The sequence below is a fragment of the Rathayibacter sp. SW19 genome (assembly GCF_030866825.1).
GTDB lineage: Bacteria > Actinomycetota > Actinomycetes > Actinomycetales > Microbacteriaceae > Rathayibacter_A > Rathayibacter_A soli.
This window is the reverse complement of sequence record NZ_CP133020.1, coordinates 4,164,612-4,189,927: the sequence shown is the minus strand read 5'-3', so window position 1 is coordinate 4,189,927 and position 25,316 is coordinate 4,164,612. Positions and strand designations below refer to the sequence as shown.

Genomic DNA, 25,316 nt, shown 5'->3' with positions numbered 1-25,316 from the left:
CGCTTTAATAGTTATCATCGAAGAGTGGCCCACTTCGGGCGGCAATGGAGGAAGAAATGGCAGTCAAGGTCTGCGCAGAGTCCGATCTGCAGCCCGGTCAGAGCGTCAAGGTTCTCGTCAACGGCAAGGCCGTCGCGCTCGTGAAAGATGACAACGGCACCTGCCACGCCATCGGCGACACCTGTTCGCACGCGGAGATCTCACTCTCAGAGGGCTTCGTCGAGGGCAGCAACCTTGAATGCTGGGCGCACGGTGCACGCTTCGACCTCAACACAGGCCGCGCACTGACGCTCCCGGCGACGGACCCGGTTCCGGTCTACGAACTGAGCATCGTCGACGGTGACATCTACGTGGCCGCCTGAGCCGCAGCATCCGAGCGGCCGCACCTGTAGCACGGCACGCGCCACCCTGCACCCGCCGCACCGCATCCGCACGACCCTAGCCGAGAGAGAAAACCGATGATCACGTCACTCGAACCCCCGACCCAGGAAGAGATCGAGGAGGCGCTCAAAGACGTCATCGACCCCGAACTGGGCATCAACATCGTCGATCTCGGCCTGGTGTACCAGTTGGGCTGGGATGATGAGACTTCGACCCTGGTGATTTACATGACGCTGACGACCGCTGAATGCCCGCTGCAGGACGACATTTCCGCACAGACCGCGCAGGCACTCGAGGGCATCGTCGAGTCGCACACGATCAACTGGGTTTGGGTGCCCGCCTGGGGCACCGAGCGCATCAGCGAGGACGGGCGCGACATGATGAAGGCCATGGGGTTCTATGTCTGAACGCGCGCAGTCTGACGTTCTCACACGCGAAGAGCGGATGGCGGTGATTGCGACGCAATCCGTCGCGCACGCAGCCGAAGAAGCGGAGCGCCCCTACGCCTACCTCGAGCCACGCATTCATGGGGCGCTGACGCAGGTGATCGACCCGGAGATCCGTAGGCCGATCACGCAGCTCGGCATGGTTTCCGAGATCAGCGTCGACGACACCGGCGCCGCGACCGTAGGCATCCGCTTGACGATCGCCACCTGCCCCAACTCGAAGAGCATCCAGCAGGATGTCCACGACACAGTCGCGAAGGTCGCCGGCGTCACCGCCGTGACCGTGCTCGTCACTGCCATGTCGCCAGCCGAACGCGAGAAGCTCGTTGTGAAGCTCCGCGGTGAGGCGGCAACCCGCGGCATCCAATTCGGCCCGGACTCGCCCACCCGCGTCTACGCGGTCACGAGCGGCAAGGGCGGCGTCGGCAAGTCGACCATCACCGCCAACCTCGCGGTCGCGCTCGCGGCAAAAGGCCTGCGGGTCGGTCTCATCGACGCGGATGTCTTCGGCTTCTCCATCCCTGGACTGCTCGGCCTGGTCACCGCGAACGAAGACGGCGTGCGGTCCGCTCAGCAACCGACCCGGGTGGACAGCATGATGCTGCCGCCGATCGCATACGGGGTGAAAGCGATCTCGATCGGCATGTTCATCGAGGACGACTCCGTCGCCGTCGCCTGGCGTGGGCCGATGTTGCACCGCACCATCAAGCAGTTCCTCACCGACGTGCACTTCGACGAGTTGGATATTCTGTTGCTCGACCTGCCCCCCGGCACCGGCGACATCGCGATCTCGGTCGGGCAGATGCTGCCGCACGCCGAGATTCTCGTGGTCACCACCCCGCAGCCTGCCGCAGCGGATGTCGCGGAGCGTAGCGGCGCGCTCGCCCGCCAGACCGGGCAGAGCGTGTTCGGCGTGATTGAGAACATGGCCGGGTTCGCGGCACCGGACGGTTCCATGATCGACCTGTTCGGCAGCGGCGGCGGCTCCGAAGTTGCCGCCCGCCTGTCTATCGGCCAGGAGCAGCCGGTGCCGCTGCTGGCTTCCGTTCCGCTCAGCCTCGCATTGCGCGAGGGCGGCGATGCAGGCATGCCCGTTGTGCTGCAGCATCCGGATGACCCCGCTGCGATCGCCCTGAACGCCGTTGCCGACCTGATGGCCGCGCGTGGCGCGCGCGTGCCGCAGGCGCACGCTGCCTGAGGCCGGCCGACCTGAGGTCACCCAACCAGCTGCCAGCCGAAAACGGATGCCCCCCCCAGCGGTTCACCCGCTGAAGCAGGCACGCGCTGGCCTGGCCACACCGATGGTGAGGTTGACGCGATCACCCTGCCGGCGGCGTTGACCAGCGTTGCTGGGCCCGGCAGTGAACTGAGCAGCGGGAGCACTCGGCGCTCTAATCGTGAGGCTGTGATGTCGAGTGCTGCAACGCCGACGAATGTGCCGACCGCGCGCACCGGCTGCGCGAGGGTAAAGGCGTAGTCGGTCCTGCAGACATAGTCAACGTATGGCCCTGCGACATGCCTGAATCCGGTCCGTTCGGGTATCGAAAACCATTCGGCCGCGGTGTAGTCGAAGAAATCCGGCGCCGTGGGTTCGAGGTTGACTCGAAGTGCTTCGGGATCACGGTGCGGCACGGCCCACCACCACTCCATCCAGTGGGGCGCATCTGCGAGGATGCCCGGTGCAACAATCACGCCGGCGCCGGCAACGGGACCCGGGCTTTCAACGACATCCGCGATCGCGCCTCGAAGGTCGATCAGGTCCTCGCGAACCGGCTGCTTGAGCGCGGCTATCCGGGCGAAGCCGTGGACAACGGGTCGGAGCAAAGCGAAGAGGTCTTCGAGTTCCGTAGTGATCTGGGCCAACCGGCTGAGTGCTTTCGTCGAGTTCACTGCGTATCACGCCCCATGGTCGCTGTGCCACTGTTCTCGCCCTTGTAGAGGCCCACCCGAAGCAGGAGCAAACGATTCGTCTCGGTGAGGACGCTCGCTTCCACGCACGCTCTGGCGCGCTGTCGCGCATGCTCGGAGATCGCAGCAATCAACGACTGTCTCGAGCGGATGGATTCAGCGAGCTCGTCGTCTGAAAGCGGCTGCCAAAGAAGATCACCGATTTCCACACGGAACTGCTGCTCCTCCCGGGTCAGCCGCGCCGATTGAGACGCCGCGGCGATGACCACCCACAATTGCGCATCGGCCCGTCTGCGCTCCGCGGGATTCGCCGCCACCCTCAGACGCTCCAGCTGAACGTCCAGCGCCTCGATCTCGTCCGGCAAGGCGCGCTCGGCGGCCAGATACGCGGCCATGCCGGAGATCGCGCGACGGTAGTCGCCGAGTTCGCGGAGATCGTGCGTGCTGAACTCTGCCAGCCGGGGGGGCGGCAGCGACAGGTCGCTGTCAACCGGCATATGGGCAAAGGTGCCCCCGTCCCGGCCGCGCCGGGTAACGACCAGTCCGCGTTCGCGGAGAATCGCCAGTGCTTCGCGCAACGTGACAGGCGCGACGCCGAGTCGACGCGCAAGGTCAGCCTCGGGCGGGAAACGCTCGCCGTCCAGAATCAAGCCCAGCCGGATCGCCTGCGCGAGCCGCCCAGTGATTTGATCGGCGCGACCGGTCTCGTTCGTGTCCGCGTTAAGGATTGCACTGATAGTCGCGGTCGTCAGGCCGACCTCTGCCGGGCGGTTCGACGCCATTTCTGTGCACTCCCGCTGTCTCGTTGAGCCTGAAACTCTTCGAATTCGATCCAAAAAAAGTATAGCCTTCCGCAAACATATGGGTTTAGTGTTTTAGTGCCGCGTTGCGATTGTTTACCTTCAATGTGCGCGTGTTCGAGATCGACGTTTCAAACAGAAGCCGGAGTACGCAATGATGCAACCCGAAGCTCAAGTCGAACTGCACGACAAGGAAGACGCTGCTCGCCTCAAGCGCCTCGGATACCCGCAGGAACTGCGACGGGTGCTCGGATTTTTCGACAATTTCAGCGTGGCATTCTCGTACCTGTCACCGATGGTCGGCGTGTATTCGCTGTTTGTGCTCGGAGTCGGCGCAGCCGGACCGGCTTACATCTGGCTGATGATCCCCGTTGTCGGCTTCATGCTGCTCGTCGCCCTCGTGTTCGGCGAACTGGCCAGCCATTACCCGATCGCTGGCGCGCTGTACCAATACGGCAGGCGAAACGTCGGCCCGAGCTACGGATGGTGGGTTGGCTGGATTTATGGGCTGGCATTGCTGGTCACCGTCGCCAGTGTCGACACGGGTGTCATTCCGTACCTCAGCGCGCTCATCAACAACCTGTTCGGCACAAAAATCGACCCGACCTCGCACGTCGTCATTCTCATTATCACGATCGCGTACATCGTGGTCCAGACCACGCTTAACAGCATTGGCGCCAAGGTCATGGGTATTGTCGCCCGGTTGGGCGTGTATGTCGAGACAGTCGGCACGTTCGGCGTCGCCGTCGCATTGGCGTTCGTGGGGTTCCACCACGGCTTTGACTTCCTCTTCAGCACGCACGGCGCCGAAAACCTCCACACCAACACATTGGGCGTCGGCTTCGGCGGCAACTGGTTCTTCGGCGCAGCGCTGGTGGCAATCCTCGCGCACGCGTACATCTTCTATGGCTTCGAATCGGCGGGTGACATCTCGGAGGAGACCAAGCAGGCGTCCAAGGTCGTGCCCCGCGCGATGCGTGGAGCGTTGCTGTACGGAGGAATTGCGTCGTTCGTGCTCGTGGCCGCGCTGCTGCTCGCAACGCCTTCCTCCGCTCATGGTTACGCGTCTGCGATCTCATTCGCAGGCGGCATCCCGGTGATCCTCGCCGAGTTGCCGGCCTGGGCGCAGGATCTGTTCTTGTTGGTCATCTGCGTCGCGTTCTTCTCCTGCGGTACGGCGGTGCAAGGCGCTGGGTCCCGACTTGCATACTCGTACGCACGCGACAAGGCGCTGCCCGCCAGCAAGTGGATCAGCAAGGTCTCACCTCGGTTCCACACACCGATCAATGCGCTGCTCATCGCTGGAATCATTCCGATCCTGTTTTCGCTGCTGGTGACTGTGCAACCGAGCGCCAAGAACATTCAGATTCTGTGGTTTCAGTACCCGGCAGGGATCAACCCGTTGACCGCGCTCGTGTCGTTCGGCGTGTCCGGCATCTATCTGTCGTTCTTGCTCACCGTCATCGGATCGATGATCGCGCACGCCCGCGGGTGGAAGCCTATGGGTGCGTTCAAACTCGGCAAGTGGTATTGGCCGGTTGCGATTGTCGGGGCGGCATACCTCGCGGCCATGCTCGTCAACATCCTGATACCGACGGGCCTTGACAGCCCTCGCGGTGCCTTGTTCAATTTCGACTGGATAACGCTCGTCGTCATGCTCATTTTGTTGATCGTCGGCGGCATCTATTTCGTGATCGCGCGCCCCGACAAGCGTGCGCCGAAGATTATCGATCTCGGGCAGGCCGATGCAACTGCGAAGCCTATCGAGTGATCGGCTGGCCGTGCCTGCTGTGTGCGTTCCATGGCGCGGCAGCGTGCTTCATACTCGAGGGAGAAGTCGACCTGACAGAGCGTGCAAGTTTGCATATGTGACCTACCCGCACTGGCGCTGAGACGATGGGCGGTACACCGAGACTGACGATCTAGGTCCATTGTGCTCGGCCGCTGATTCCGGAACAGTGAGAGTCGAGCGCGAGGGTCAACTTTCGGGATAACGGCCCGGGGCGCGTCCGCTCGTATCGGATCCGAGCACACTGGAGGGGCGTCGATGATGAGATTCCAGGGGACGACGGGCGGAGTAGCGGCGCTCGCTGTCGTGGTTATGGTTGGCGCGACGCTGACTCTGACGGCCGGGGCGTACCCAGGCGCGGCAACGAATGCCGGCGCCGCAGCGGAGGCGAACGCCGCAGCGGAGGCGAGCACCGCGGTGAAGGCAGACCGCACTCCAGACCTCCCGCTTCCGGCGGGTGCGCAGGCCGTCATGGACAAGCCGCAGTTCGCCAGCGCGTCGCTGGGGCTGCTGCAAACGGATGCCGCCGGTCACGTCGTGCAGGCGCATGCTGCCGATCAGATGTTCATGCCGGGCTCTACTGCGAAACTCTTCTCGACATCCGCCGCGTGGAAACTGCTCGGCGCCGATCACAAATTCACGACTCCGGTCTATGCCGTCGGCAGCCGAGACAAGAGCACTCTCAAGGGTGACCTTGTGCTGGTGGGTTCCGGCGATCTCTCGCTCGGCGGTCGCACGACGAAGTCGGGCGGCATCGCGTGGGAGAACTTCGACCACGCCGACGCGAACTCGGTTCCCGGCGCGGTTCTGACGCCCGAAGATCCGCTCGCTGGTATCAAGAACCTGGCCGCGCAGGTGCGCAAGTCTGGCATCACCCGCGTTGACGGCAATGCGATGATCGACGATCGGCTGTTCCACTCGACGTTCGAACCGGACCCGACCCCCGTGATGATCAACGACAATCTCATCGACCTGTTGGCAACTCCGACGACCGAAGGCAAGGATGCGACGTTGACCTATCGACCGCACGCGTCCTCGCTGAAGGTCGTCTCGGACGTGAAAACTGTCGCCGCCGGTCAAAAGAGCGTGCTGACGATCAAAGGGCATGCGCCCGGCACTATTAAGGTCACCGGCACGATCGCAGCAGACGCCAAGCCTATGCTGCAGACCGCCGATATTGCGGATACGGCCTCGTTCGCTCGCACCGTGTTCATCGACGCGTTGAAGAAGGAGGGTGTGGCCGTGACGGCCAAGGCAACGGGCACGAACCCGAAGGTGCTGCCGTCAGCCAAAACGTACACGAGCAAGACCAAGGTCGCCGCATACGTCTCACCGCCGTATAAGGACTACGCCAAGCTGATTCTGAAGGTCAGCCACAACCTCGGCGCCAACCTGGCCGTGTGCCTGTTGGCGGTTCAAGCCGGCAAGACCGACTGCAATGGCGGTTTTGCCCCGATGCACGCATTCCTGAAGAAGGTCGGGGTCGATACGACCCTGGTCGCGCAATCCGACGGGCGCGGGGGCGTCCCCGTCGACCGCGTGTCACCGATTGCGCTCACTCAACTCCTGCGCTACTGGCTCACCCAACCGGACTTCGACGCATTCAGAGCCTGCCTGCCGATCCTGGGTGTCGACGGCTCTCTGAAGGATGTGCAGACCTCCAGCCCCGCACGTGGCAAGGTCATGGCCAAAACCGGCACCGTCGCCGATCTGGACAGACTCAACGGACGGCTCACAGTGCAGACCAAATCGCTCGCCGGGTTCTTCCAGGCTGCTGACGGCAGCTGGCAGGTCTTCAACGTCGTCGTCAACAACGTCGTCGTCAACAACGCCGGTGGCGATGCCACCGTGCAGCCAATACTTGACGCGAACGATGACGTCGGTGCCATAGCAGCCTCCCTCTGGTCGGCGGCCAACCCGTAGCGCGGGAGCGGATCGTTCCCTAGCTTGCCGTTCCCTGAGCTTGCCGAAGGGTCCGGGTGGGGCGCGCTTCGGCTGCGCTCAGCGACCGCCCGCTCCGTCGTCGCGGAGGGTGTGAGCCCGTGCTCTCAGCCGAACCTCAGCGTCAGCGTGCGGGCCTCGGGTCGAAGCGCGAAGTCGGGCCAGACATCCGGCCCGCACGCCCGCGAGCCGAGGCCATGCTGTGCCGCGTCGATGTAGAGATAGCTCGCGTCGCTCGCAGGCAGCTCATGCGGGTGCCGCGCGGCCGTCACCTGCTGCGCGGTGTGCCGTGCCAGCGTGAAGCCCGGCCGACGCCCGGCCGCATCCGGATCCGCGACGATCGACAGAGCGGATGCCCCGCCTCGCGTCAGCTCGAGCGTGCGCAGCTCCGACCGGTGCCCGCTCTCCTGCGGGCGACCGTAGTCCGTCGTCAACTCGTCGATGCCGAGTTCGTAGTGGCCGACGTGTGCGGCGCGCATGCTGTCTGGATATGACTCGTTCGGCCCCAGCCCGAACCAGCGCACGCCATCGATGCTCTGCGGCAGATCGAAGCGAATGCCAATCCTCGGCCATACCGTCGACCATCCCGTCGACGGGGAGATCTGCACACTCAGCCGAAGCTGTTCGCCGTCGGGGGTGTCGATCAGCTGCCAGGTGCACGTGGTCCAGACACAGGCGGAGGAATTGGCCGGCGCCGTGCGCGTCACCGTGCGCAGAACCTCGTCGCCGACGCGCACCGATTCGACGCGGTGGGTGACCCGGTCCAGTCCCTCACTGCGCCAGAGGTCGGCGATCGGAGGTGCAGGCGTACCACGCCCGAACACGAGCCCGTGTGGGGAATCCTGCATCGTGAACGGGTCGGAATCGTAGCTGCCGAAGGACGCGCCTTCGTCGTTGTCGGTGGGTGCGCGCCAGAGTTCGAGCCTTGGGCCGGCCACGGGCATGCCGTTCAGTTCTACAAGGGCGCCGTGCTCGAACACGGCGGGGCCGATCCGAAGGGTGCCGTTGGTCGAGTAGCGGGCGCCAGCGAGTGTATCGAGACCCCCGGGAGCCAGCGCGTGGGGTCTCGATGCGCGCGCTCGTCCCTCGCGTGCTACTCGACCACCGCTGAGGTCGAGCTGCGCGCTCGCGACGACATGCCCGGCTGGTGCCCAGGGTGCGTCGGAGACCAGAACGGCATCGATGGTCAGCCACAATTCGCCCATATCAGCAGCGACGGTATCGATCGAACGGCGCGGCAGAGCGACTGTCGCCGAATCGCCGGCGGTGATCGGGCCGCCAAGCTCCAGGTCGCCGCTGTGCTGGAGCACGCCATCGCGTTCGATGCGCCAGGCGAAGCGCAGATCGGAGGTGTCTGCTGAGTGTCGCCGGTTTGAAATCGTGGCCCGGCCATCCGCGAACGCGAAGCGGATCGGCTGCGTAACGGCCTTGTACTCGAACAGGCCGGGCGAAGGGGTGTCGTCGCTGAGCACGAGGCCGTCCATGACGAAGTTGCCGTCGTGCACGACCTCCCCGAAGTCGCCGCCGTAGCCGTAGAACGGGGTTCCGCCGTCGGCTCCGGTGCCTGCCGTGTGGGTGAGGATGCCGTGGTCGCGCCACTCCCAGACGAAGCCGCCGTGCAACCGCGAGAACCGGTCGACGAGTTCCTCATATTGGTCGATCGCGCCCGGGCCGTTGCCCATCGCGTGCACATACTCGCAGAGCAGGAACGGCTTGGTGCGCTGCCGGGCGCCCTCGGTGCTGGTGCAGCCGAGCAGCGGCGTGGTGTCGCCATCCGTTCCGATCGCGATCACCTCGGGGATCGGGGCATACATGCGCGAGTAGACATCCGTATACGCGCCCGTGTAGTCGCCCTCGTAGTGCACCGGCCGGCCGCGGTCGCGTTCGTGCACCCAGGCGGCCATCGCGGCGAGGTTCGCACCAGTGCCGGACTCGTTGCCGAGCGACCAGATGATAATGCTCGGATGGTTCTTGTCGCGCTCGACGGTGCGTTCGATCCGGTCGAGGTAGGCGTCGCGCCAGGCGGGGGCGTCGCTGGGGTTCTGCACCCAACCATCCTTTTCGAAGCCGTGTGTCTCCAGGTCGCACTCGTCGATCACCCAGAAGCCCAGCTCATCCGCGATGTCGAGCACGCGCGGATGCGGCGGGTAGTGACTGGTGCGGATCGCGTTGACGTTGAACTTCTTCATCATCGCCATGTCGGCGCGCGCGTGCGTCTCGTTGAAGACGCGGCCGCGTTCCGGATGCGTCTCGTGCCGGTTGACGCCGTGCAGCACGACGCGCCGACCGTTGACGAGCAGCTGGTCGCCGCGGATTTCGACCGTGCGAAAACCGACACGCAGCGTGATCGATTCGGCCGCGTTCGAGACGTGGGCGTCGTAGAGGCGGGGCAGCTCGGCCGACCAGGGTTCGACATCCGCGATCGTGATCGCTGCGACCTCGGCCGGGCTGGCCCAGGTCTGCTCGATGCCGAGTTCCGGTAGACGCAGCGTGATCGGGTATGCGCTGGCGGATGCCTTCAGCTCGGCCTCGAGCACCCCGGCACCGCTGGTGGTTCCTCCGTTGCTTCGCTCGTCGCCGTTGCTTTGCCTGTCGCCACCGTAACCGGCGCGCAGCCACACATCGTCGATGCCGCCCGCCGGCCTGGCCAGTAGCGTGACATCACGGAAGATGCCGGGCAGCCACCACTGGTCCTGGTCCTCAAGGTAGCTCGCGGCCGACCACTGGTGCACGCGCACGACGATGACGTTGTCGTCGTCGAACACGGCGGCATCCGTCACGTCGAATTCCTGCACGAGCCTGCTGCCTTTGCCGACTCCGATCTCGTGGCCGTTCAGCCAGACGCGGTAGGTGGACTCGACCCCGTCGAAACGCAACAGGATGCGCTCCGCATCGCGCCAGCTTGCCGGAATCGTGAGGTGGCGGCGGTAGTCGCCCGTCGGGTTCTCATCCGGAACGTGCGGCGGGTCGATCGGGAACGGGAACTGCACGTTCGTGTAGATCGGCAGGCCATATTTTCCGTCGCCCTTCAGCACCCAGTGTGCAGGAACGGGGAGTTCGTCCCAGGCGCTGTCGTCGTAGTCGGCGGCGGCGCTGTCTGTCGCGCCTTCCCCGGCGGGCAGTGCCCGGTCGCCCGCCGAAGTGCCGGGCGCAGCGGGCAGAAGGCGGAATTTCCATTGGCCGTTCAATGAAATCGACGGAGAATCGGATGCGAGATGCGCGCGCGGTGCGGTGCGGGCGCCCTGGCCGGGTGCGGTGCTTTCCAGGTAGGACAGGTCATTGGAGGCGCTTGGCATGATCTTCTCACTTCGTCGTGCCGGGGAGTCGGAGGGGTGAATCCGACTTTATCATCAAAACGGAACAAGTGACCTATTTTGGCCGGTAAGCTGGCAGAGCGGGCTGGCCGAGCAGCCTGGCCGAGCGAGCTGCAGCATCCGTGCCCGGTCCCTGAGCTTGTCGAAGGGCGGACCAGCTCACCGGCGCGTGGATGGGGAGGGAACCGATGGCAACACCATCCGGACCCGCACGTCGCGGGCAGTATTCCAAGACAGCTGCTCGTCGGCAACAGATCTTGCACGCCGCGCACCAGGTTTTCGCAGCCCGCGGCTATCACGCGGGGTCTCTACGTGAGGTGGCGGGAGCAGCCGGGATCAGCCTTTCGAATCTGACCCATCACTTTCCGACCAAAGAAGACCTGCTGCTGGCCGTGCTCGAGTTGCGTGATCACGGGGGCGCCCTTCGGCAAGCTCAGGAACCCGAGACGGCGGATGCCGCAGGCTTTCGTGAGCACCTCCTTGCGCAGGCTCGCGCGAACGAGAGCATCCCCGGGCTGATCGCGTTGTACGCGGTGTTATCCGCCGAGTCGACGACGACGGAGCATCCGGGTCGCGAGTACTTCATCGGCCGCTTTTCCTCACTGCGCGAGGCGTACACGCGCGAGTTCGAGGCACTTCGTGACGCCGGCCGGTTGCGTGAAGGGGTCGACCCGTTGATCGCGGCGAGTTCGCTTGTCGCGCTGTGGGACGGCATCCAGTTGCAATGGTTGCTGCAACCGCAAACGGTCGACGTTGCCGAACACCTGGCCACGTTCCTCGACCTGATCATCCTGCCCCCCGGTCCCTGAGCTCGCCGAAGGGCCCGTCGTTAGGGCGCTTCGGCTCCGCTCAGCGACCGGGACGCCTGAGCTTGCCCGTCCGATCCCTGAGCTCGCCGAAGGGCCGCCCGACTCCGCTCCGGGAACGGCAATGACCCACGAACCCCGCCAGCGGGAATGCATTCGCGCGGTGCGTGGTTGGCTAGATAGATGCAAACGCATAGAGCGCCGATCGACGCGGCAGAGCGGCATTGAACGCGAGAGGATGAGGCATGGCAGGCACATTAGAACTCGGGCTCGACACGTTCGGCGACATCACGAACGACGCAAACGGCGAGAAGCTCTCGTACGCGCAGGTCATTCGCAACGTGATCGACCAGGCGGTGCTCGCCGACCAGGTCGGGGTCGACTTCATCGGCCTCGGTGAGCATCACCGGGCCGACTTCGCGATCTCCGCACCGGAGACAGTGCTGGCGGCGATCGCGGGCCGGACCGAACGCATCCGTTTGGGATCCGCTGTGACGGTTCTCAGCTCCGACGAGCCGGTGCGCGTGTTCGAGCGTTTTGCGACGGTGGATGCGGTATCCGGCGGCCGTGCCGAGATCATTCTCGGCCGCGGCTCGTTCACGGAGTCGTTCCCGCTGTTCGGCTACGACCTCGCCCAATACGAGGAGCTCTTCGACGAGAAGCTCGACCTGTTCTCCCACCTGCTGCGTGAAGATGCCGTCACCTGGCAGGGTCGACTGCGCGCGCCGCTGACGAACCAGCAGGTGTATCCGAAAACAGAGCGCGGCCGCATCAAGACCTGGATCGGCGTCGGTGGGTCGCCCGAGTCCGTCGTGCGTGCAGTGCGTTACGAGCTGCCGATGATGCTCGCGATCATCGGCGGGGCGCCCGCGCGATTCTTGCCGTTCATCGACCTGTACAAGCGTGCGGCCGACAAGCTCGAGACGGCGCCGTTGCCGCTCGGAGTGCACTCGCCGGGGCACATCGCCGACACCGACGAGCTGGCCCGTGAGCAGCTGTGGCCGCACTATCGTGAGTCGCTGGACCGGATCGGAGCCGAGCGTGGCTGGGGCCCGACGACTCGGGCCGGATACGAGAGCGAAATCGCATCCGGATCGTTGTATGTCGGCTCGCCTGAGACGGTCGCGCGCAAGATCGCGGCGAGTATCACCACGCTCGGAGTCGAGCGCTTCGACCTGAAGTACGCGACCGGCCCAATGCCGCACGAGCAACTGATGCACAGCGTCGAGCTGTACGGCAGCACGGTGATTCCGATGGTGCGCGACCTGCTGGCGTAGGTGTGGCGCGGTGCCGGTCGGCGAGCCGTCACGTTTGGCGCAAGAACGACGGGTTTTTGAACCAAACGTGACGGCTCGCGGGCGCGGGCGCGGGCCCGCTCTACGATGTGCAGATGGCAAATGTTCGAGATCTGCAGCTTCAGGATGGCCGCACCCTGCGCGTGCATGACAGCGCGCGTGCCGCGGATGCCACGAACGAGCCGACCGTGCTGTGGCATCACGGTTCTCCGCAGACCGGGGCACTGCTCGAGCCGTTGCTGGCAGCGGCGGCCGCGCGGGGCATCCGCATGCTGTCGTATGGTCGGCCGGGCTATGGCGGGTCGTCGCCGCACCCGGGTCGGAGTGTTGGTTCGGCGGCTTCCGATGTCGAGCAGCTGGTCGATACCCTCGGTGTCGAACGGTTCGCCGTGATGGGGGCATCTGGGGGCGGCCCGCACGCGCTGGCCTGCGCGGCTCTACTGCCCGAACGAGTCGTTGCCGTGGCGTGCCTGGCGACCCTGGCTCCGCTGGCGCCGTACGCGGCGGATGGCCTCGACTGGTTCGCGGGGATGGCGTCAGACGGTGCTTCCTTGCGTGCCGCTGTGCGGGGACGCGCCGCGCGCGAGGAGCACGAGAACACCGCGGAGTTCGATCCGTCAAGCTTCCTTGAGCGCGACTATGCGGCGTTGAATGACCGTTGGTCATCGCTCGGCGCGGACGTCGCGGTTGCATCCGCTGCCGGGCCGAATGGTTTGATCGACGACGATCTCGCTTACGTGGCACCGTGGGGCTTCGAGATCGCGAATATCGGGGCACCCGTGCTGCTGGTGCACGGCAGTCGCGACCGCGTCGTGCCCCCGGCACACTCGGAGTGGCTCTTGCGTCAGCTGCCCGATGCAGAACTGTGGGTTCGCCCGCGCGATGGGCACATTTCGGTGCTGGATGCGTGCCCGGTCGCGTTGGACTGGCTTCGCGCGCGATGGTGAGGGCCGCGCGACGCCCGGCCACAAGCGCACTTGACGGATTTGCACTCGGCGCCGTGAAGAGGGAGGGCGTGGTGAGTTGCTGCCGGGCCATTCGCTGGGGCTTGAGCGCGCGCGCCGAAGATTTGGCCACAGAGTGGGAGAATTGCCCACAATCGACGTAGTTCGCAGTGAAGGGGTGGTACCGCACGTGCCGAAAGCGAAGAAGCTCGAAAAGGCCGCGAAGAAGGCATACTCGGACGCCAAGGATGCGGTCGATGAAGCGTTGCTCCGAGCGAAGAAGCTGGAGAAGAAAACCCGCGCCAAAGCGAAGGCAAAGGCGAAGGACCTGGAACTGTCGCTGAAACGGGCCAAGGGGACCGCGCCTGCCAAGAACGACAAGGCCTCGAAGGGGGCCAAGTCGAAGAAGAGCGAGCCTGCGAAGAAGCCGAGCGCTGCGAAGTCTGCCAAGGCGGCCAAGTCGGCAGCTCCGGCCAAGAAGGCAGCTTCGGCCAAGAAGGCCGCGTCTTCCAAGACTGCCGTGTCTGCCGAGAAAGCCACGCCGGTCAAGCCCGCAGTGTCGTCGGGCACCGCAACGCCGAGCATCCCAGCGCCTGCTGAGGCGGCAGCCCCGGCAGAGGCGCCTGCCCACGCCCCACTGACGATGTTGGAGCGTTCCACCGTCGCGATGCTGCGCGGCCAAGCCCACGCGAAAGGGCTGGAGAACTACTCGCGACTGAACAAGGCAGGCCTGATCGCGCTGCTGAAGAACTCGTGAGCGAAGCCGTTTGCCGCCTGGCAACCTTGCCCCGGTAGCGTCGTGAGGCTCAGAGCGCCGGACGAATTGACGGGAGCTCAGTTGTGAACGACTCTCCGCCCGGAACCCTGCTCCGCAGCAGCTTTGCCGCGCCGGAGCGAACACTGCTGGACATTCTGCGAGACACGACGCAGAGGTTCCCTGAGGCATCGGCACTCGAAGATGCCGCAGGCGCCCTGAGCTATCGGGAACTGATGGCGCGCGTCGTGCGTGTGAGCGCGCGGCTGCATGAGGCCGGCGTGCAACCCGGTGATCGCGTCGGCGTGCGGATGCCGTCCGGCTCACGAGAACTGTACGTGGCGATCTTGGCGATTCTGGCGGCGGGCGCCGCCTATGTTCCGGTGGATGCCGACGATCCCGTCGAGCGCGCCGAACTCGTCTTCGGCGAGGCTACGGTGAGCGGAGTGATCGTAGCTAACGGCGTCTTCGAGCCGTCATCGCGACTTGCGCTCGACGAAACCAGGCCGGCAGGCGAGCGGACCCAGCCGTTCGGCGAGGCCGGCCGGTCGGTAGCGGGACATGACCATCCGCCTGGCGACCGCTCGCTCTTTGCTGGCACCCCGCCACACGCCAGCACGCATGCGAACGTGATCGTGACGCCGCCCTCGCCTGACCATGACGCGTGGATCATCTTCACCTCGGGGTCGACGGGCACTCCGAAGGGCGTCGCCGTGACGCACCGTTCGGCCGCCGCATTCGTCGATGCAGAAGCGCGACTGTTCGTGCAACGGGAGAAGATCGGGCCCGGCGACCGGGTGCTCGCCGGACTGTCCGTAGCATTCGACGCATCCTGCGAGGAGATGTGGCTGGCCTGGCGCAACGGCGCCTGCCTGGTTCCCGCGCCGCGCTCGCTGGTGCGCAGCGGAACGGATCTGGGGCCTTGGTTGACCACGCACGGCATAACGATCGTCTCGACGGTGCCGACACTCGCGGCGCTGTGGCCGGTTGAGTCCCTTGAGAACGTTCGACTGCTCATCTTCGGCGGCGAAGCGTGCCCGCGCGAACTGGTGGATCGCCTGGCGGTCGAGGGGCGTGAGGTGTGGAACACCTACGGACCGACCGAAGCGACTGTCGTGGCGTGCGCGGCGCTGCTGCATCCCGGCGAACCCGTGCCGATCGGCCTGCCCTTGGACGGCTGGGATCTCGCAGTTCTCGCCGCGAACGGGCAACCCGTTGCAGACGGCGAGGTCGGTGAGCTCGTCATCGGCGGTGTCGGCCTGGCCCGGTACCTCGACCCGGTGAAGGATGCCGAGAAGTACGCTGCGGATGCCGCGCTCGGCTGGCCGCGCGCCTATCGCAGCGGTGACCTCGTGCGTTTTGAGCCCACTGGGCTGATCTTTCAAGGCAGGGCAGACGATCAGGTCAAGGTCGGTGGACGACGCATCGAGCTGGGTGAAATCGAAGCGGCACTGCAGGCGCTGCCGGGAGTAACGGCCGCCGCGGCCGCAGTACGAACGACCGAGGCGGGCAACAAGGTGCTCGTCGGTTACCTGTCGGTCGCCGACCCAGGCGCATTTGATCGTGCGGCCAGCCTCACCCGGCTACGCGCGGAACTCCCTGCGGCGATCGTGCCGCTGCTCGCGGTGATGGATGAACTGCCGACGCGCACCTCGGGCAAGGTCGATCGCGACGCGCTACCCTGGCCGTTGCTGCAGGACCCCGCCGAATCCGACAGCATGGACGAGGGCCTGCGGCAGCTCGCCGAGCAGTGGCGCTCCGTGCTCGGAATTCCGGTGACGGATGCTGACGCGAACTTCTTCGACCTCGGCGGCGGCTCCCTCGCTGCGGCTCAGCTGGTCACCCGCATCCGCGAGAACGATCCGGAATTCACGGTTGCCGATATTTACGCACACCCCAGGCTCGGTGCGATGGCGACCGAGTTGAAAGCGCGGGCCGACGATGGGCCGGTGGTGCGGACATCCGAACACGTCGTTTCGCGGACGCCGCGGCGGATGCAGTGGCTGCAGACGATTCTCGGCGTCCCACTGTTCATTCTGAGCGGGGTGCGCTGGCTGCTGTATCTGTTGACGGCAAGCCAGATCCTTTCCGGTTTCGGCGGCTTCGGCTTTCTGCCGCACGTCAATGTGTGGGGGCTCGTGATCGCACTGCTGATCTTCGTGACGCCGTTCGGGCGGATGGCAATCTCCGTCGTGTGCGCCCGCACCCTGCTTGCCGGGGTGCGCGCCGGCGACTATCCGCGCGGCGGCGGCGTACATCTGCGGCTGTGGCTGGCCGAGCAGATCGCGCATCAGCTCGGTGCGGTCAGTCTCGCCGGAGCGCCATGGATTTCGTACTATGCGCGCGCGCTCGGCGCGACCATAGCTCCCAACGTCGACCTGCACGCGATCCCGCCGGTCACGGGGATGCTGCGCATCGGCGCCGGGGCTTCGATCGAGCCGGAGGTCGACCTTTCCGGCTACTGGATCGACGGTGACCTGCTGCGCATCGGCGCGATCCGCATCGGCGGAAACTCCTCGATCGGGGCCCGCAGCACGCTGCTGCCCGGTGCGCGGATCGGCAAGAACGCGGTGGTTGCTCCGGGGTCGTCTGTGTTCGGCCGTGTGCCGGCCGGGCAGCGGTGGGCCGGTTCGCCGGCCGCTCGGGTCGGTTCGGCCGATCTGTGGTGGCCGTCCGAGCGGCCGCGGCAGGCCACGCGTTGGGTCTTTGCGTTCGGTGGGGCTTCGCTGATCGTTTCACTGCTGCCGTTCATCGCGCTTGCGGCGGGGGTTGTCGTGGCAGCGCCTGTGCTGCGCGACGCGCCGAGCCTCGGCGTTGCCGCCCTGCGCGCGTTCGCGATGCTGGTGCCCGCGACGATCGTGGCTGGCATTGTGCTGGCGTTGCTCGTTGTGTTGTTCGTGCGGGTGCTGGGGATCGGCATCCGCGAGGGAACGTATCCGGTGCGCTCTCGGATCGGCTGGCAGGTCTGGGCGAGTGAGAGACTGCTTGATCTGGCGCGCACCATGCTTTTCCCCATCTATTCGAGCCTGGCCACGCCGGTCTGGTTGCGGATGCTCGGGGCGAAGGTGGGGCGGGACGTCGAGGCGTCGACGGTGCTGCTGCTGCCCGTGATGACGACGGTGAAAGACGGTGCGTTCCTGGCCGACGACACCCTGGTTGCCTCCTACGAGCTCGGCGGTGGCCGGCTGCGGGTCGCCCGTGCCGAGATCGGCGCCCGAGCGTTCCTCGGCAACTCCGGGATGGCCGGGCCCGGGCACACGGTGCCGCGCGACGGGCTGGTTGCTGTGCTGTCTTCCGCCCCGCGCAAGTCGAAAGCCGGCTCGTCGTGGCTCGGATCGCCGGCCGTGCGTCTGCGCAGAACCGCGGCGGTCGGGGATCAGAGTCGTACTTTCGCCCCGCGCGCCTCGTTGCGCATCGCCCGTACACTGTGGGAGCTGTGCCGGTTCGTGCCCGTTGTTGTGACCTGCGCGGTCGGGCTCGGGGTGCTGCTCATGCTTGCCGCCATCACAGCGGCGTTCGATGTCTGGCTGGCTGTGCTGCTCAGTGGCGTCGTCATGCTCGCGGCCGGAGCCGTGGCCGCCGCCTTCTCGACGGTGGCGAAGTGGCTGCTGGTGGGGCGCATCCGGGCGGGTGAGCATCCGCTCTGGTCATCGTTCGTGTGGCGCAGTGAGGTTGCAGACACGTTCGTCGAAATGGTCGCGGCTCCCTGGTTCGCGCAGGCGGCCGCTGGCACTCCCGCGCTGGTCTGGTGGCTGCGCAGCCTCGGCGCCTCGATCGGGAGTGGGGTCTGGTGCGACAGCTATTGGCTGCCGGAAGCAGACCTCGTGCGGCTCGGCGACGCGTCGACCGTGAATCGCGGTTGTGTGGTGCAGACACATCTGTTCCATGATCGAATCATGAGCATCGACACAGTCACTTTCGATACCGGGTCGACGATCGGCCCGCACAGCGTCATCCTGCCCGCTGCGCGGATCGGCAGCCACGCGAGCGTCGGGCCGGCGTCGCTCGTGTTGCGCGGCGAATATGTGCCAGCGTTCAGTCGCTGGAGCGGCAACCCCATCGGGCCGTGGCGTGAAGTGACGACCGCCGACTATCACACGTCGACCAAGTGATGAGCAGCAAACGATGAGCACGGTCCAGTGATGAGCACGGTCCAGTGATGAGCACAGTCCAATGATGAGCACGGTCCAGTGATGAGCACGGTCCAAGCGGGTGCCAACAGTGCGGGGGATACCTACCTGCCCGGCCTCGGCAATGGCGGATACATTGTCGCGTCGTACGACCTCGACCTCGACTATCGCGTGGTCAGAAACCGGCTGGATGCCACGGCGAAGATTCAGGCGGTCGCAACCGAGCCGTTGCATCGGTTCAGTTTCGACTTGGCAAAGCTGCGAGCGGTCAAGGTGAGCGTCAACGGCGTTCCCGCTGCCAAGATCTCGCATCCCGGCTACAAGCTGGTTGTCACGCCGGCGTCGGTTGTCGCGGCGGGGTCGGTGTTCACCGTCATCGTCAGCTACGGCGGGGCGCCCGCTCCCCGGCGCAGCCCGTGGGGCGCCGTCGGCTGGGAGGAACTGACAGACGGCGTGATCGTCGCCGCCCAGCCGTCCGGGGCGTCCACCTGGTTCCCGTGCAACGACCACCCGGCGTCGAAGGCGACCTACCGCATCCGCGTTTCGACGGAGCAGCAGTACACGGTGATCTGCAATGGCAGGCTCCGAGACCACCGGGTCGCGCACGGCAAGGGCGTCTGGGTGTACGAGCAGGCGCAGCCGACTGCGACCTATTTGGCGACCGTGCAGATCGGCCAATACAAGCGGGCGCACCCCGACCTGAACGGAGTACGCGGGTTGTTCGCGTACCCGCTGGCGATCGAGCACCGGGTGCACCGTGACTTCAGACACCTCGACCGCATGATGGCCCTGTTCCAGGAATCGTTCGGTCCGTACCCGTTCGACGGCTACGGCGTGGTCGTGACAGCCGACGACCTGGAGATCCCGCTGGAAGCACAGGGCATGGCGGTCTTCGGTGCGAACCACGCCGACGGTAACGGCGGATCCGACCGGTTGATCGCGCACGAACTCGCTCACCAGTGGTTCGGAAACAGCGTCGGCATCGCCGCCTGGCGGCACATCTGGCTCAACGAGGGATTCGCCTGCTACGCGGAATGGTTGTGGTCGGAGCGCTCCGGCTCGTCCAGTGCGGATGCCTGCGCCCGTCTTCACCACGCGCAGCTCGCCGAACTGCGTGCGAACCTCTCGATCGCCGACCCGGGGCCCGGCGCCATGTTCGACGATCGCGTCTACAAACGCGGCGCCTTGACACTGCACGCGCTGCGGCTGCGAATCGGCGACGACGCGTTCTTCCGGCTGCTGCACGACTGGACGGATGCGTTTCGCTACGGATGCGTCACGACCGCCGATTTTCGGGCGCTCGCGTCCCGCTACTCCGACGCACCACTGGACGACTTCTTCGACCGGTGGCTGGTCGACCACGCGCTTCCGGCGCTCCCGCCGCCGCGCTGAGCCACGGCGATCCCAACCACGAACGCCCAGTCGATCTGCGGATGCGTCACCGCGTAGCGAGCGCGCTCGTCACCGATCTGCGCCGTTACCGCACCACCGGTCGCGTCAGCCGCGATTGCCGGGTCAGCCGCGCTCGCCGTGCGGTAAAAGGTGACGTTTGATGGATCGAGTGTCAGCCCGCGCCCGTCGGCTTTCAGCACGGCCTCGATCGCCGTCCACCGGCGCAGCGTTGCCTCAGCGGATTCTGCGTCGATGCCGGGCGGGGCGGGTGCGATCGACCGGACGCCGGAAATGCGGTCCTTGCCGGTGTCTGCAGGCTCGACGTCGACCCCGATCGGCCCTGCCGTGGTCGCGGCGGCAACGACGACGCCCACGCATCGTGACACGCTCACGTGGATGCGCCCGCGCGCAGCAATGGGAGCCGCGATGATCGGCTTCCCGTGCGGCCCGCCGCAAGTCGGGCACATCGCGTCGACCCTCACTGCGTCGGCGGGCACCGCCGACACATAGGCGACGAGTTCCCTGATGAGTGCTCTGCCGAGCGCAAAGCTGTGTGCGGCTTCCGGTCGAGTGAACGCGGCGTAGCGTGTGCGCTCGCGCTGGCTCAAGAGAGCCAATGCTGGGGCATCCGCTCGCCAGGCGCCGGGATCTGCCCACGCAATGCCGAGGGATCGGTCCGCCGCGAGCACAGCCAGTTTGAAGCCTGTCGCACCAGACTCGGCGGCTCGGGCCTCGCCATTTGTGGAAGACACGAGTGTCATGATAGATCGCGCTCATGCCATCGCGCCTTGGGACACCGCGCTGCCCGCAAGCTACCGCAGGTCCGCCGTCAGCACGAAGATCCCCGCAGCCACCAGCCAGAAAACGGCAATGGCGACACCGTCGCACAGGCGCAGCGGCACCTCATGACGCTCCGTGCGAGTGGGGTATGCACCGAACGCGCGCGCATCCATCGCCAGGGCGACCCGTTCGGCATGCCGAATCGCGGCGGCCAGCAGCGGAACCACCGAGCCGAATCCGCGTCGGATGGCGCCGATCGGCCCACGCCCGCCCGCCGAGCCGCGCACGCGGTGCGCCTGCCGGATCACCTCCAGTTCGCGGCCGAACCGGGGCACGAAACGGTAGGCCGCGAGCACCGTGTAGCCGATTCGGTATGGAACGCGCAGGTAACGGACTGCCGACCGCACGAAGTCCGCCCCCTGCGTCGCCAGCGAGCAGGCCAACGCGAGCACGATCAGCACGGCCAGGCGCAGAGCCGTGGCCAAGCCCACCTCGAGAGCGCCCGCGTACAGCTGGAATCCACCAAGTCGCACCACCACAGGAGTGTCGGCAACCATGGCCGGATCGGTCCAGACCCCGAAACTCACCGTCAGAACGCAGACGAACGCCGGCAGTGCGACCAGTAGCAGGATCAGCGCTTTCAGGCTCAGACGCACTCCGACGAGCAGGATGACCACTCCAAGCACCGTGAGCGCGAACGGCGTGGCGACGTTGCGGGTGAACAGTGCAGCCACGATGACCGGCAGCACTGCGGCGAGCGTGGCCAGCGGATTCAGGCCGTACAAGAACCGCCGGGGCGTAGCATCCGATCGTGCCTGATACGGGTCGGTCACCGTTCCCCTGCCGGTGCCCGCACCCAAACCCGCGCTCTCGCCCGTGCTCATAGCGACGGCCCGGGCAGGTCGCTCAACCGCACGACGCCCTGCAGTTCCGGATGCTTGCGCAGCCCGCGCATCGCCTGCGCGAGCGGTGGCAGCCGCAGCCCGGCGCGGTCGATCAGTGCGGCATCCGCGAACGCCGCCTCGGTTCGTACGTGCGCCAACAACCGGCCGCCAGACAGCACCGCGACATGGCTGGCATGCTCGGCGACCAACTGCAGATCGTGCGTGACGATGATCACCGTGGTGCCGGCTGCGTTCAGGTCATCGAGAATTGCCAATAGCTCTCCTGCGCGTGCGCGATCTTGCCCGAACGTCGGCTCATCCAGCACCAGAACGTCCGCGCCGTCAATGAGTGCGGACCCGACAGACAGGCGTCGCTTCTGCCCGCCCGACAGCAGGAACGGATGCCGGTCGCGCACGTCTGCGAGCCCGAACCGTTCCAGCATCGCGCTGACCCGCGCGTCGATCTCGGCGGCGGCGACTTTGCGGATGCGCAAACCGTGCGCCAGCTCATCGAACACGGTGTAGGCCAGGAACTGATGTTCCGGGTTCTGGAACACGAAGCCCACGTGCGCCGCTCGCTCACGCGCGCCGGCCCGGCCGACGTCGAGCTGCCCGAGCCGGACTGCTGCGCGCGGTGACGGTACGACCCCGGCAATCGCCTGCACCAGGGTCGTCTTGCCAGCGCCGTTAATGCCGATCACGGCGAGAAAATCACCGCGGTGGATGTCCAGACTCACCTCGTGCAGAACCGGCACTTTCCCTGTGTGCACCGTGAGTTCGCGCACCTGGATGAGCGCGGCATCCTCGCGGTCTTGCTGGAGCTGCCTTCGGCCGCGCTCGGGCACCGCGTCTGCGGGCACCGCGTCTGCGGGCACCGCGTCTGCGGGCACTGAGTCCAGGGCTGCGCGCAACTCGGCGGGAGTCAGCGGCAGCGGGTCCAGCTGCAGGCCTGCGGCACGCAGCCGAAGCGCGGCCAGAGTCGCGACGGGCAGCCAGACGCCGAGCTGCAGGAGCGCATCCGCGTTGTTGCGCAGCGTCGGACCGACCGGTCCGTCGAAGGCGAGCCGGCCCGCGGCGTCGAGCACGACGACTCTGTCGACCAGGTCGATTGCGGCGTCGAGGTTGTGCTCGACCAGCACGATCGCACGGTTCGATGGGCCTTCGACGAGTGAGCGCAGCACGGCATACACTTCATCGATTCCGGCGGGGTCCAGGTTCGCAGTCGGTTCGTCGAGAACCAGCAGGGGGGCATCCAGTGCCAGCGCGCAGGCGATCGCAAGTCGCTGTCTGCCGCCGCCTGAGAGCCGGTCTGGGCTCTCGGCGCGGCGCTCCCACAAACCCACCTGGCGCAGGGCCGTCTCGGCGCGCCCTCGCACAACCTCGACCGGCAGTCGCAGATTCTCCGGCCCGAAGCAAACCTCGTCGAGCACGCTGCCGGTGACGATCTGGGCATCCGGATCTTGGAAGACCATGGCGACGTTCTCGCTCAGCCGAGCGGGCGAGGTGTCGGCGGTGCTCACGCCGCCGACGGTGACGGTGCCGTCGAGGGTGGCGGCGATCGCGTGCGGGATGAGCCCGTTCATCGCCAGCGTGAGAGTGGACTTGCCGCAGCCGCTCGGGCCGAGCAGGAGCACGACCTCGCCCGGGCGCACCGTGAACGTGATGTTGTCGGGAGTGCAGCGATCCTGTTCGGCGTGGCGGATGCGCACGCCGTCGATTGTGAGCACCGGCGGCGTTTCGACCCGCGCGTCAGGCGCGGCAGCGGGCGTCGCGTCGGGTCTTGTGTTGCTCGCCGCGTTGCTCGTCGTGTTGCTCGCCGCAGTCACGGAACTGGATTCTGCACCCGGGCGACGCGGCGCCGATCAATGGGAAGCGCGAGGCCGCGGCCGACGCCCGCCCGATTCAGCCCGGCCGCGACGGCGCGGCCGAGCACTGTGAAGACCACCAGGCTGACAACGAACACACCGGGCTTGACGATCTGGACCCACAGCGGCGCACGTTCGCCGGCGACGGCGATGAACTCGGCGACGGCGATACTCAGCCCGACGACAACCGCTGTCAGGTAGAAAACCCAGCCACGCCAGTACCGGTACGCGCTGACCGCGAACGGCACCTCCTGCAACGCTCCGACGAGCGCAAACGCCGGAATGTAGGCGACACCGCCTGGAAAGAACGGGGCAGCAACGAGGCCGGCCAACGTCGCTGTCGCGAAGGCAACGCCGCCACGCCGCAACAATGATTGAGCGATCACGCCGGGAAAGACGTATGCCCCGACGATCAGGCCATACAGCGGAGGGGCGACCGCGAGTAGCGCGGTGCCGGCGTAGATTGTCGGCAGGCACACGATGCCGCCCGCGACGCCGATCGCGGCGAGCGTCAAGAGCAGGCGGGTGCTCAGCTTGTGCATGTGTGTCGTTTCGAGTCGTGTTCGTGCGAGTCGTGTTCTTGCAAGGCGTATTCGTGCCAGTCAGGGGCGCTGCACAGCGAAGCTGCTCTACAAACTTAGCTGAGGCTTGCCTAACAATCCACTTCGCATTCCGCTCTGAACCCGCGGCCGAGTGCGCTCATCTGGTCGGTATCGAGCGTGAAAACGAGCCGGAAATGGCCACATGGACGCACTCGACGCAATCTGTGGGGTGAGGGGCGGGGCGAGCTCAGGCGAGCGCAAGCATTCCGGCGGCACCGACCGCCAGCACGAGGCCAACCCACTGCACCGGTGCGATCCGCTCGCGTAAGACGACGGCCGCGAGGATGATCGTTCCGGCCGGATACATTGCCGTCAGCACAGCGATCACACTGAGGTCGCCGATGCGCATTCCGACCAGCATCAGGATGTTCGCGGTCGCGTCGACCAACCCGCCCGCTGTCGCGAGCACTATGCCCGGTCGCCAACCGCCTCGAGCAGGTGCGGCGCTGCCGTCATCAGCGCTGCCGCCATCGGCCGTGCCGTGCCCGCCAGCGGTGGTGACCCAGCCCGTAACCCCGCCCGTAACGCTGCTCGTCACCCCGCGCGTGACGTCGGCCAGAACGCTCACCCGGCGCCCGCGCCGGTGCCACAGGGTAATCAGCCCGACGGTCGAGAACATGATCGCGGCGTTGACACCGCGGTTCATGATCAGCGGCACCAGCCCAGATTCGTGCGGGGTCGCGTCGATCAGGATCATGAAGACGCCGATCATGAGGCCGGAGCCGATCGCCATCAGAATGCCGCGCAGGCTGGGCCGAACGGCGCCGCGCTCGGGTACGAAGCCGACCAGCACGACCGCGACGAGGGCGAGCGCGAGTGCCGCGTAGCCGATCGGGGCAAATCGATCGCCGCCGATCAGCCCCCACGACATCGGGATCACCGCCGACACGACCGCGGTCAGCGGCGACAGGATGCTCATCGGCCCGATCGCCAGGCACGCGTAGAGCAATGAGATCGCGATGGCGCCCGTAACGCCGGAGAGTCCTCCCCAAAGGATCGCGCTCGGCGACCACGATCCACCGACGAAGGGTGCGACCGCCAGCAACAGAACCAGCCCGGCCGCGGCGGTGATCGCGGTGACGCGAATCGGGCTGATCCGTTTGGCGGCCAGGCCGCCGAGAAAGTCTGCGGAACCGAAGATCAGGGCAGCGACGAGGCCGATGATGACGGTGAACACAGGAAACCAGCTTAGGCGAAAGCAGCTGAACGCCCGCCGGCGCCCGGTGCGCCGGGTGTTGCACGGTGCGCCACTTCAACTGGCGCAACGTGTATGAAGTGGCGCGAA

19 protein-coding genes are annotated in these 25,316 nt (G+C 66.3%); 11 read left to right on the top strand and 8 right to left on the bottom strand.

Features of this window, described 5'->3' with window-relative positions; translation table 11 throughout:
• Nucleotides 1-56: 56 nt before the first annotated feature.
• The 3 genes from QU604_RS19365 (at nucleotide 57) to QU604_RS19355 (ending at nucleotide 2,025) form a co-directional block, all read left to right on the top strand.
• Nucleotides 57-362 (top strand): non-heme iron oxygenase ferredoxin subunit, encoded by a 306-nt coding sequence (locus tag QU604_RS19365; protein ID WP_308466231.1) that lies wholly within the window; start codon nucleotides 57-59, stop codon nucleotides 360-362.
• Between the two features lie 96 nt (nucleotides 363-458).
• Nucleotides 459-788, top strand: coding sequence for a metal-sulfur cluster assembly factor (locus QU604_RS19360; RefSeq protein ID WP_308466230.1), 330 nt, complete (start codon nucleotides 459-461; stop codon nucleotides 786-788).
• 37 nt (nucleotides 789-825) lie between these two features.
• Entirely contained in the window at nucleotides 826-2,025 is a 1,200-nt protein-coding gene (locus QU604_RS19355) for an Mrp/NBP35 family ATP-binding protein (protein WP_409350041.1), read from the top strand.
• 17 nt (nucleotides 2,026-2,042) lie between these two features.
• Here QU604_RS19355 and QU604_RS19350 read toward each other — a convergent pair whose 3' ends face one another.
• A complete protein-coding gene (locus QU604_RS19350; RefSeq protein WP_308466228.1) occupies nucleotides 2,043-2,717 on the bottom strand; it encodes a cache domain-containing protein in 675 nt (224 codons plus the stop codon).
• Complete coding sequence (locus QU604_RS19345; RefSeq protein WP_308466227.1) at nucleotides 2,714-3,517, bottom strand: FadR/GntR family transcriptional regulator; 804 nt, start codon at nucleotides 3,515-3,517, stop codon at nucleotides 2,714-2,716. Before QU604_RS19345 ends, QU604_RS19350 begins: the two co-directional genes overlap by 4 nt.
• 172 nt (nucleotides 3,518-3,689) lie before the next feature.
• Between QU604_RS19345 and QU604_RS19340 the strand changes: the two genes are divergently transcribed.
• Both QU604_RS19340 and dacB read left to right on the top strand, forming a co-directional pair.
• Nucleotides 3,690-5,306, top strand: coding sequence for an APC family permease (locus tag QU604_RS19340; protein ID WP_308466226.1), 1,617 nt, complete (start codon nucleotides 3,690-3,692; stop codon nucleotides 5,304-5,306).
• Nucleotides 5,307-5,582: 276 nt separating this feature from the next.
• A complete protein-coding gene (gene dacB, locus QU604_RS19335) occupies nucleotides 5,583-7,247 on the top strand; it encodes a D-alanyl-D-alanine carboxypeptidase/D-alanyl-D-alanine endopeptidase (RefSeq protein WP_308466225.1) in 1,665 nt (554 codons plus the stop codon).
• 125 nt (nucleotides 7,248-7,372) lie between these two features.
• Here dacB and QU604_RS19330 read toward each other — a convergent pair whose 3' ends face one another.
• Complete coding sequence (locus tag QU604_RS19330; protein WP_308466224.1) at nucleotides 7,373-10,561, bottom strand: glycoside hydrolase family 2 TIM barrel-domain containing protein; 3,189 nt, start codon at nucleotides 10,559-10,561, stop codon at nucleotides 7,373-7,375.
• A 206-nt stretch (nucleotides 10,562-10,767) separates the two neighbouring features.
• Here QU604_RS19330 and QU604_RS19325 point away from each other — a divergent pair, with 206 nt between their 5' ends.
• The 6 genes from QU604_RS19325 to QU604_RS19300 all read left to right on the top strand — a co-directional run bounded on the left by QU604_RS19325 (nucleotide 10,768) and on the right by QU604_RS19300 (nucleotide 19,900).
• Nucleotides 10,768-11,388, top strand: a complete 621-nt coding sequence (locus tag QU604_RS19325; protein WP_308466223.1) for a TetR/AcrR family transcriptional regulator — start codon at nucleotides 10,768-10,770, stop codon at nucleotides 11,386-11,388.
• 242 nt (nucleotides 11,389-11,630) lie between these two features.
• Nucleotides 11,631-12,662 (top strand): LLM class flavin-dependent oxidoreductase, encoded by a 1,032-nt coding sequence (locus tag QU604_RS19320; RefSeq protein WP_308466222.1) that lies wholly within the window; start codon nucleotides 11,631-11,633, stop codon nucleotides 12,660-12,662.
• 113 nt (nucleotides 12,663-12,775) lie between these two features.
• Entirely contained in the window at nucleotides 12,776-13,627 is an 852-nt protein-coding gene (locus QU604_RS19315; RefSeq protein ID WP_308466221.1) for an alpha/beta fold hydrolase, read from the top strand.
• 142 nt (nucleotides 13,628-13,769) lie between these two features.
• Entirely contained in the window at nucleotides 13,770-14,381 is a 612-nt protein-coding gene (locus QU604_RS19310) for a hypothetical protein (protein WP_308466220.1), read from the top strand.
• Nucleotides 14,382-14,464: 83 nt separating this feature from the next.
• A complete protein-coding gene (locus QU604_RS19305; protein ID WP_308466219.1) occupies nucleotides 14,465-18,490 on the top strand; it encodes a Pls/PosA family non-ribosomal peptide synthetase in 4,026 nt (1,341 codons plus the stop codon).
• A gap of 81 nt (nucleotides 18,491-18,571) precedes the next feature.
• Nucleotides 18,572-19,900, top strand: coding sequence for a M1 family metallopeptidase (locus QU604_RS19300; RefSeq protein WP_308466218.1), 1,329 nt, complete (start codon nucleotides 18,572-18,574; stop codon nucleotides 19,898-19,900).
• Here the strand turns inward: QU604_RS19300 and QU604_RS19295 are convergent.
• From QU604_RS19295 to QU604_RS19275, 5 genes are all read right to left on the bottom strand, one after another.
• On the bottom strand, nucleotides 19,819-20,652 hold the full coding sequence (locus tag QU604_RS19295) for a 4'-phosphopantetheinyl transferase family protein (RefSeq protein WP_308466217.1): 834 nt from the start codon (nucleotides 20,650-20,652) through the stop codon (nucleotides 19,819-19,821). The two genes, QU604_RS19300 and QU604_RS19295, sit on opposite strands and share 82 nt — an antisense overlap.
• A 60-nt stretch (nucleotides 20,653-20,712) precedes the next feature.
• Nucleotides 20,713-21,564, bottom strand: a complete 852-nt coding sequence (locus QU604_RS19290) for an energy-coupling factor transporter transmembrane component T (protein ID WP_308466216.1) — start codon at nucleotides 21,562-21,564, stop codon at nucleotides 20,713-20,715.
• On the bottom strand, nucleotides 21,561-23,390 hold the full coding sequence (locus QU604_RS19285) for an ABC transporter ATP-binding protein (protein ID WP_308466215.1): 1,830 nt from the start codon (nucleotides 23,388-23,390) through the stop codon (nucleotides 21,561-21,563). Before QU604_RS19285 ends, QU604_RS19290 begins: the two co-directional genes overlap by 4 nt.
• Nucleotides 23,387-23,971: an ECF transporter S component gene (locus QU604_RS19280; protein ID WP_308466214.1), complete on the bottom strand. Its 585-nt coding sequence runs from the start codon at nucleotides 23,969-23,971 to the stop codon at nucleotides 23,387-23,389. The genes QU604_RS19285 and QU604_RS19280 overlap by 4 nt, the downstream gene beginning before the upstream one ends.
• Before the next feature lie 247 nt (nucleotides 23,972-24,218).
• Nucleotides 24,219-25,208: an EamA family transporter gene (locus QU604_RS19275; protein ID WP_308466213.1), complete on the bottom strand. Its 990-nt coding sequence runs from the start codon at nucleotides 25,206-25,208 to the stop codon at nucleotides 24,219-24,221.
• Nucleotides 25,209-25,316 lie beyond the last annotated feature (108 nt).

Excerpts from the sequence above, each read along its gene's own strand:
- QU604_RS19365 (WP_308466231.1), top strand. The coding sequence starts at position 57 with ATGGCAGTCAAGGTCTGCGCAGAGTCCGATCTGCAGCCCGGTCAGAGC.
- QU604_RS19360 (WP_308466230.1), top strand. The coding sequence starts at position 459 with ATGATCACGTCACTCGAACCCCCGACCCAGGAAGAGATCGAGGAGGCG.
- QU604_RS19355 (WP_409350041.1), top strand. The coding sequence starts at position 826 with ATGGCGGTGATTGCGACGCAATCCGTCGCGCACGCAGCCGAAGAAGCG.
- QU604_RS19345 (WP_308466227.1), bottom strand. The coding sequence starts at position 3,517 with ATGGCGTCGAACCGCCCGGCAGAGGTCGGCCTGACGACCGCGACTATC.
- QU604_RS19340 (WP_308466226.1), top strand. The coding sequence starts at position 3,690 with ATGATGCAACCCGAAGCTCAAGTCGAACTGCACGACAAGGAAGACGCT.
- dacB (WP_308466225.1), top strand. The coding sequence starts at position 5,583 with ATGATGAGATTCCAGGGGACGACGGGCGGAGTAGCGGCGCTCGCTGTC.
- QU604_RS19330 (WP_308466224.1), bottom strand. The coding sequence starts at position 10,561 with ATGCCAAGCGCCTCCAATGACCTGTCCTACCTGGAAAGCACCGCACCC.
- QU604_RS19325 (WP_308466223.1), top strand. The coding sequence starts at position 10,768 with ATGGCAACACCATCCGGACCCGCACGTCGCGGGCAGTATTCCAAGACA.
- QU604_RS19320 (WP_308466222.1), top strand. The coding sequence starts at position 11,631 with ATGGCAGGCACATTAGAACTCGGGCTCGACACGTTCGGCGACATCACG.
- QU604_RS19315 (WP_308466221.1), top strand. The coding sequence starts at position 12,776 with ATGGCAAATGTTCGAGATCTGCAGCTTCAGGATGGCCGCACCCTGCGC.
- QU604_RS19300 (WP_308466218.1), top strand. The coding sequence starts at position 18,572 with ATGAGCACGGTCCAAGCGGGTGCCAACAGTGCGGGGGATACCTACCTG.
- QU604_RS19290 (WP_308466216.1), bottom strand. The coding sequence starts at position 21,564 with ATGAGCACGGGCGAGAGCGCGGGTTTGGGTGCGGGCACCGGCAGGGGA.
- QU604_RS19280 (WP_308466214.1), bottom strand. The coding sequence starts at position 23,971 with ATGCACAAGCTGAGCACCCGCCTGCTCTTGACGCTCGCCGCGATCGGC.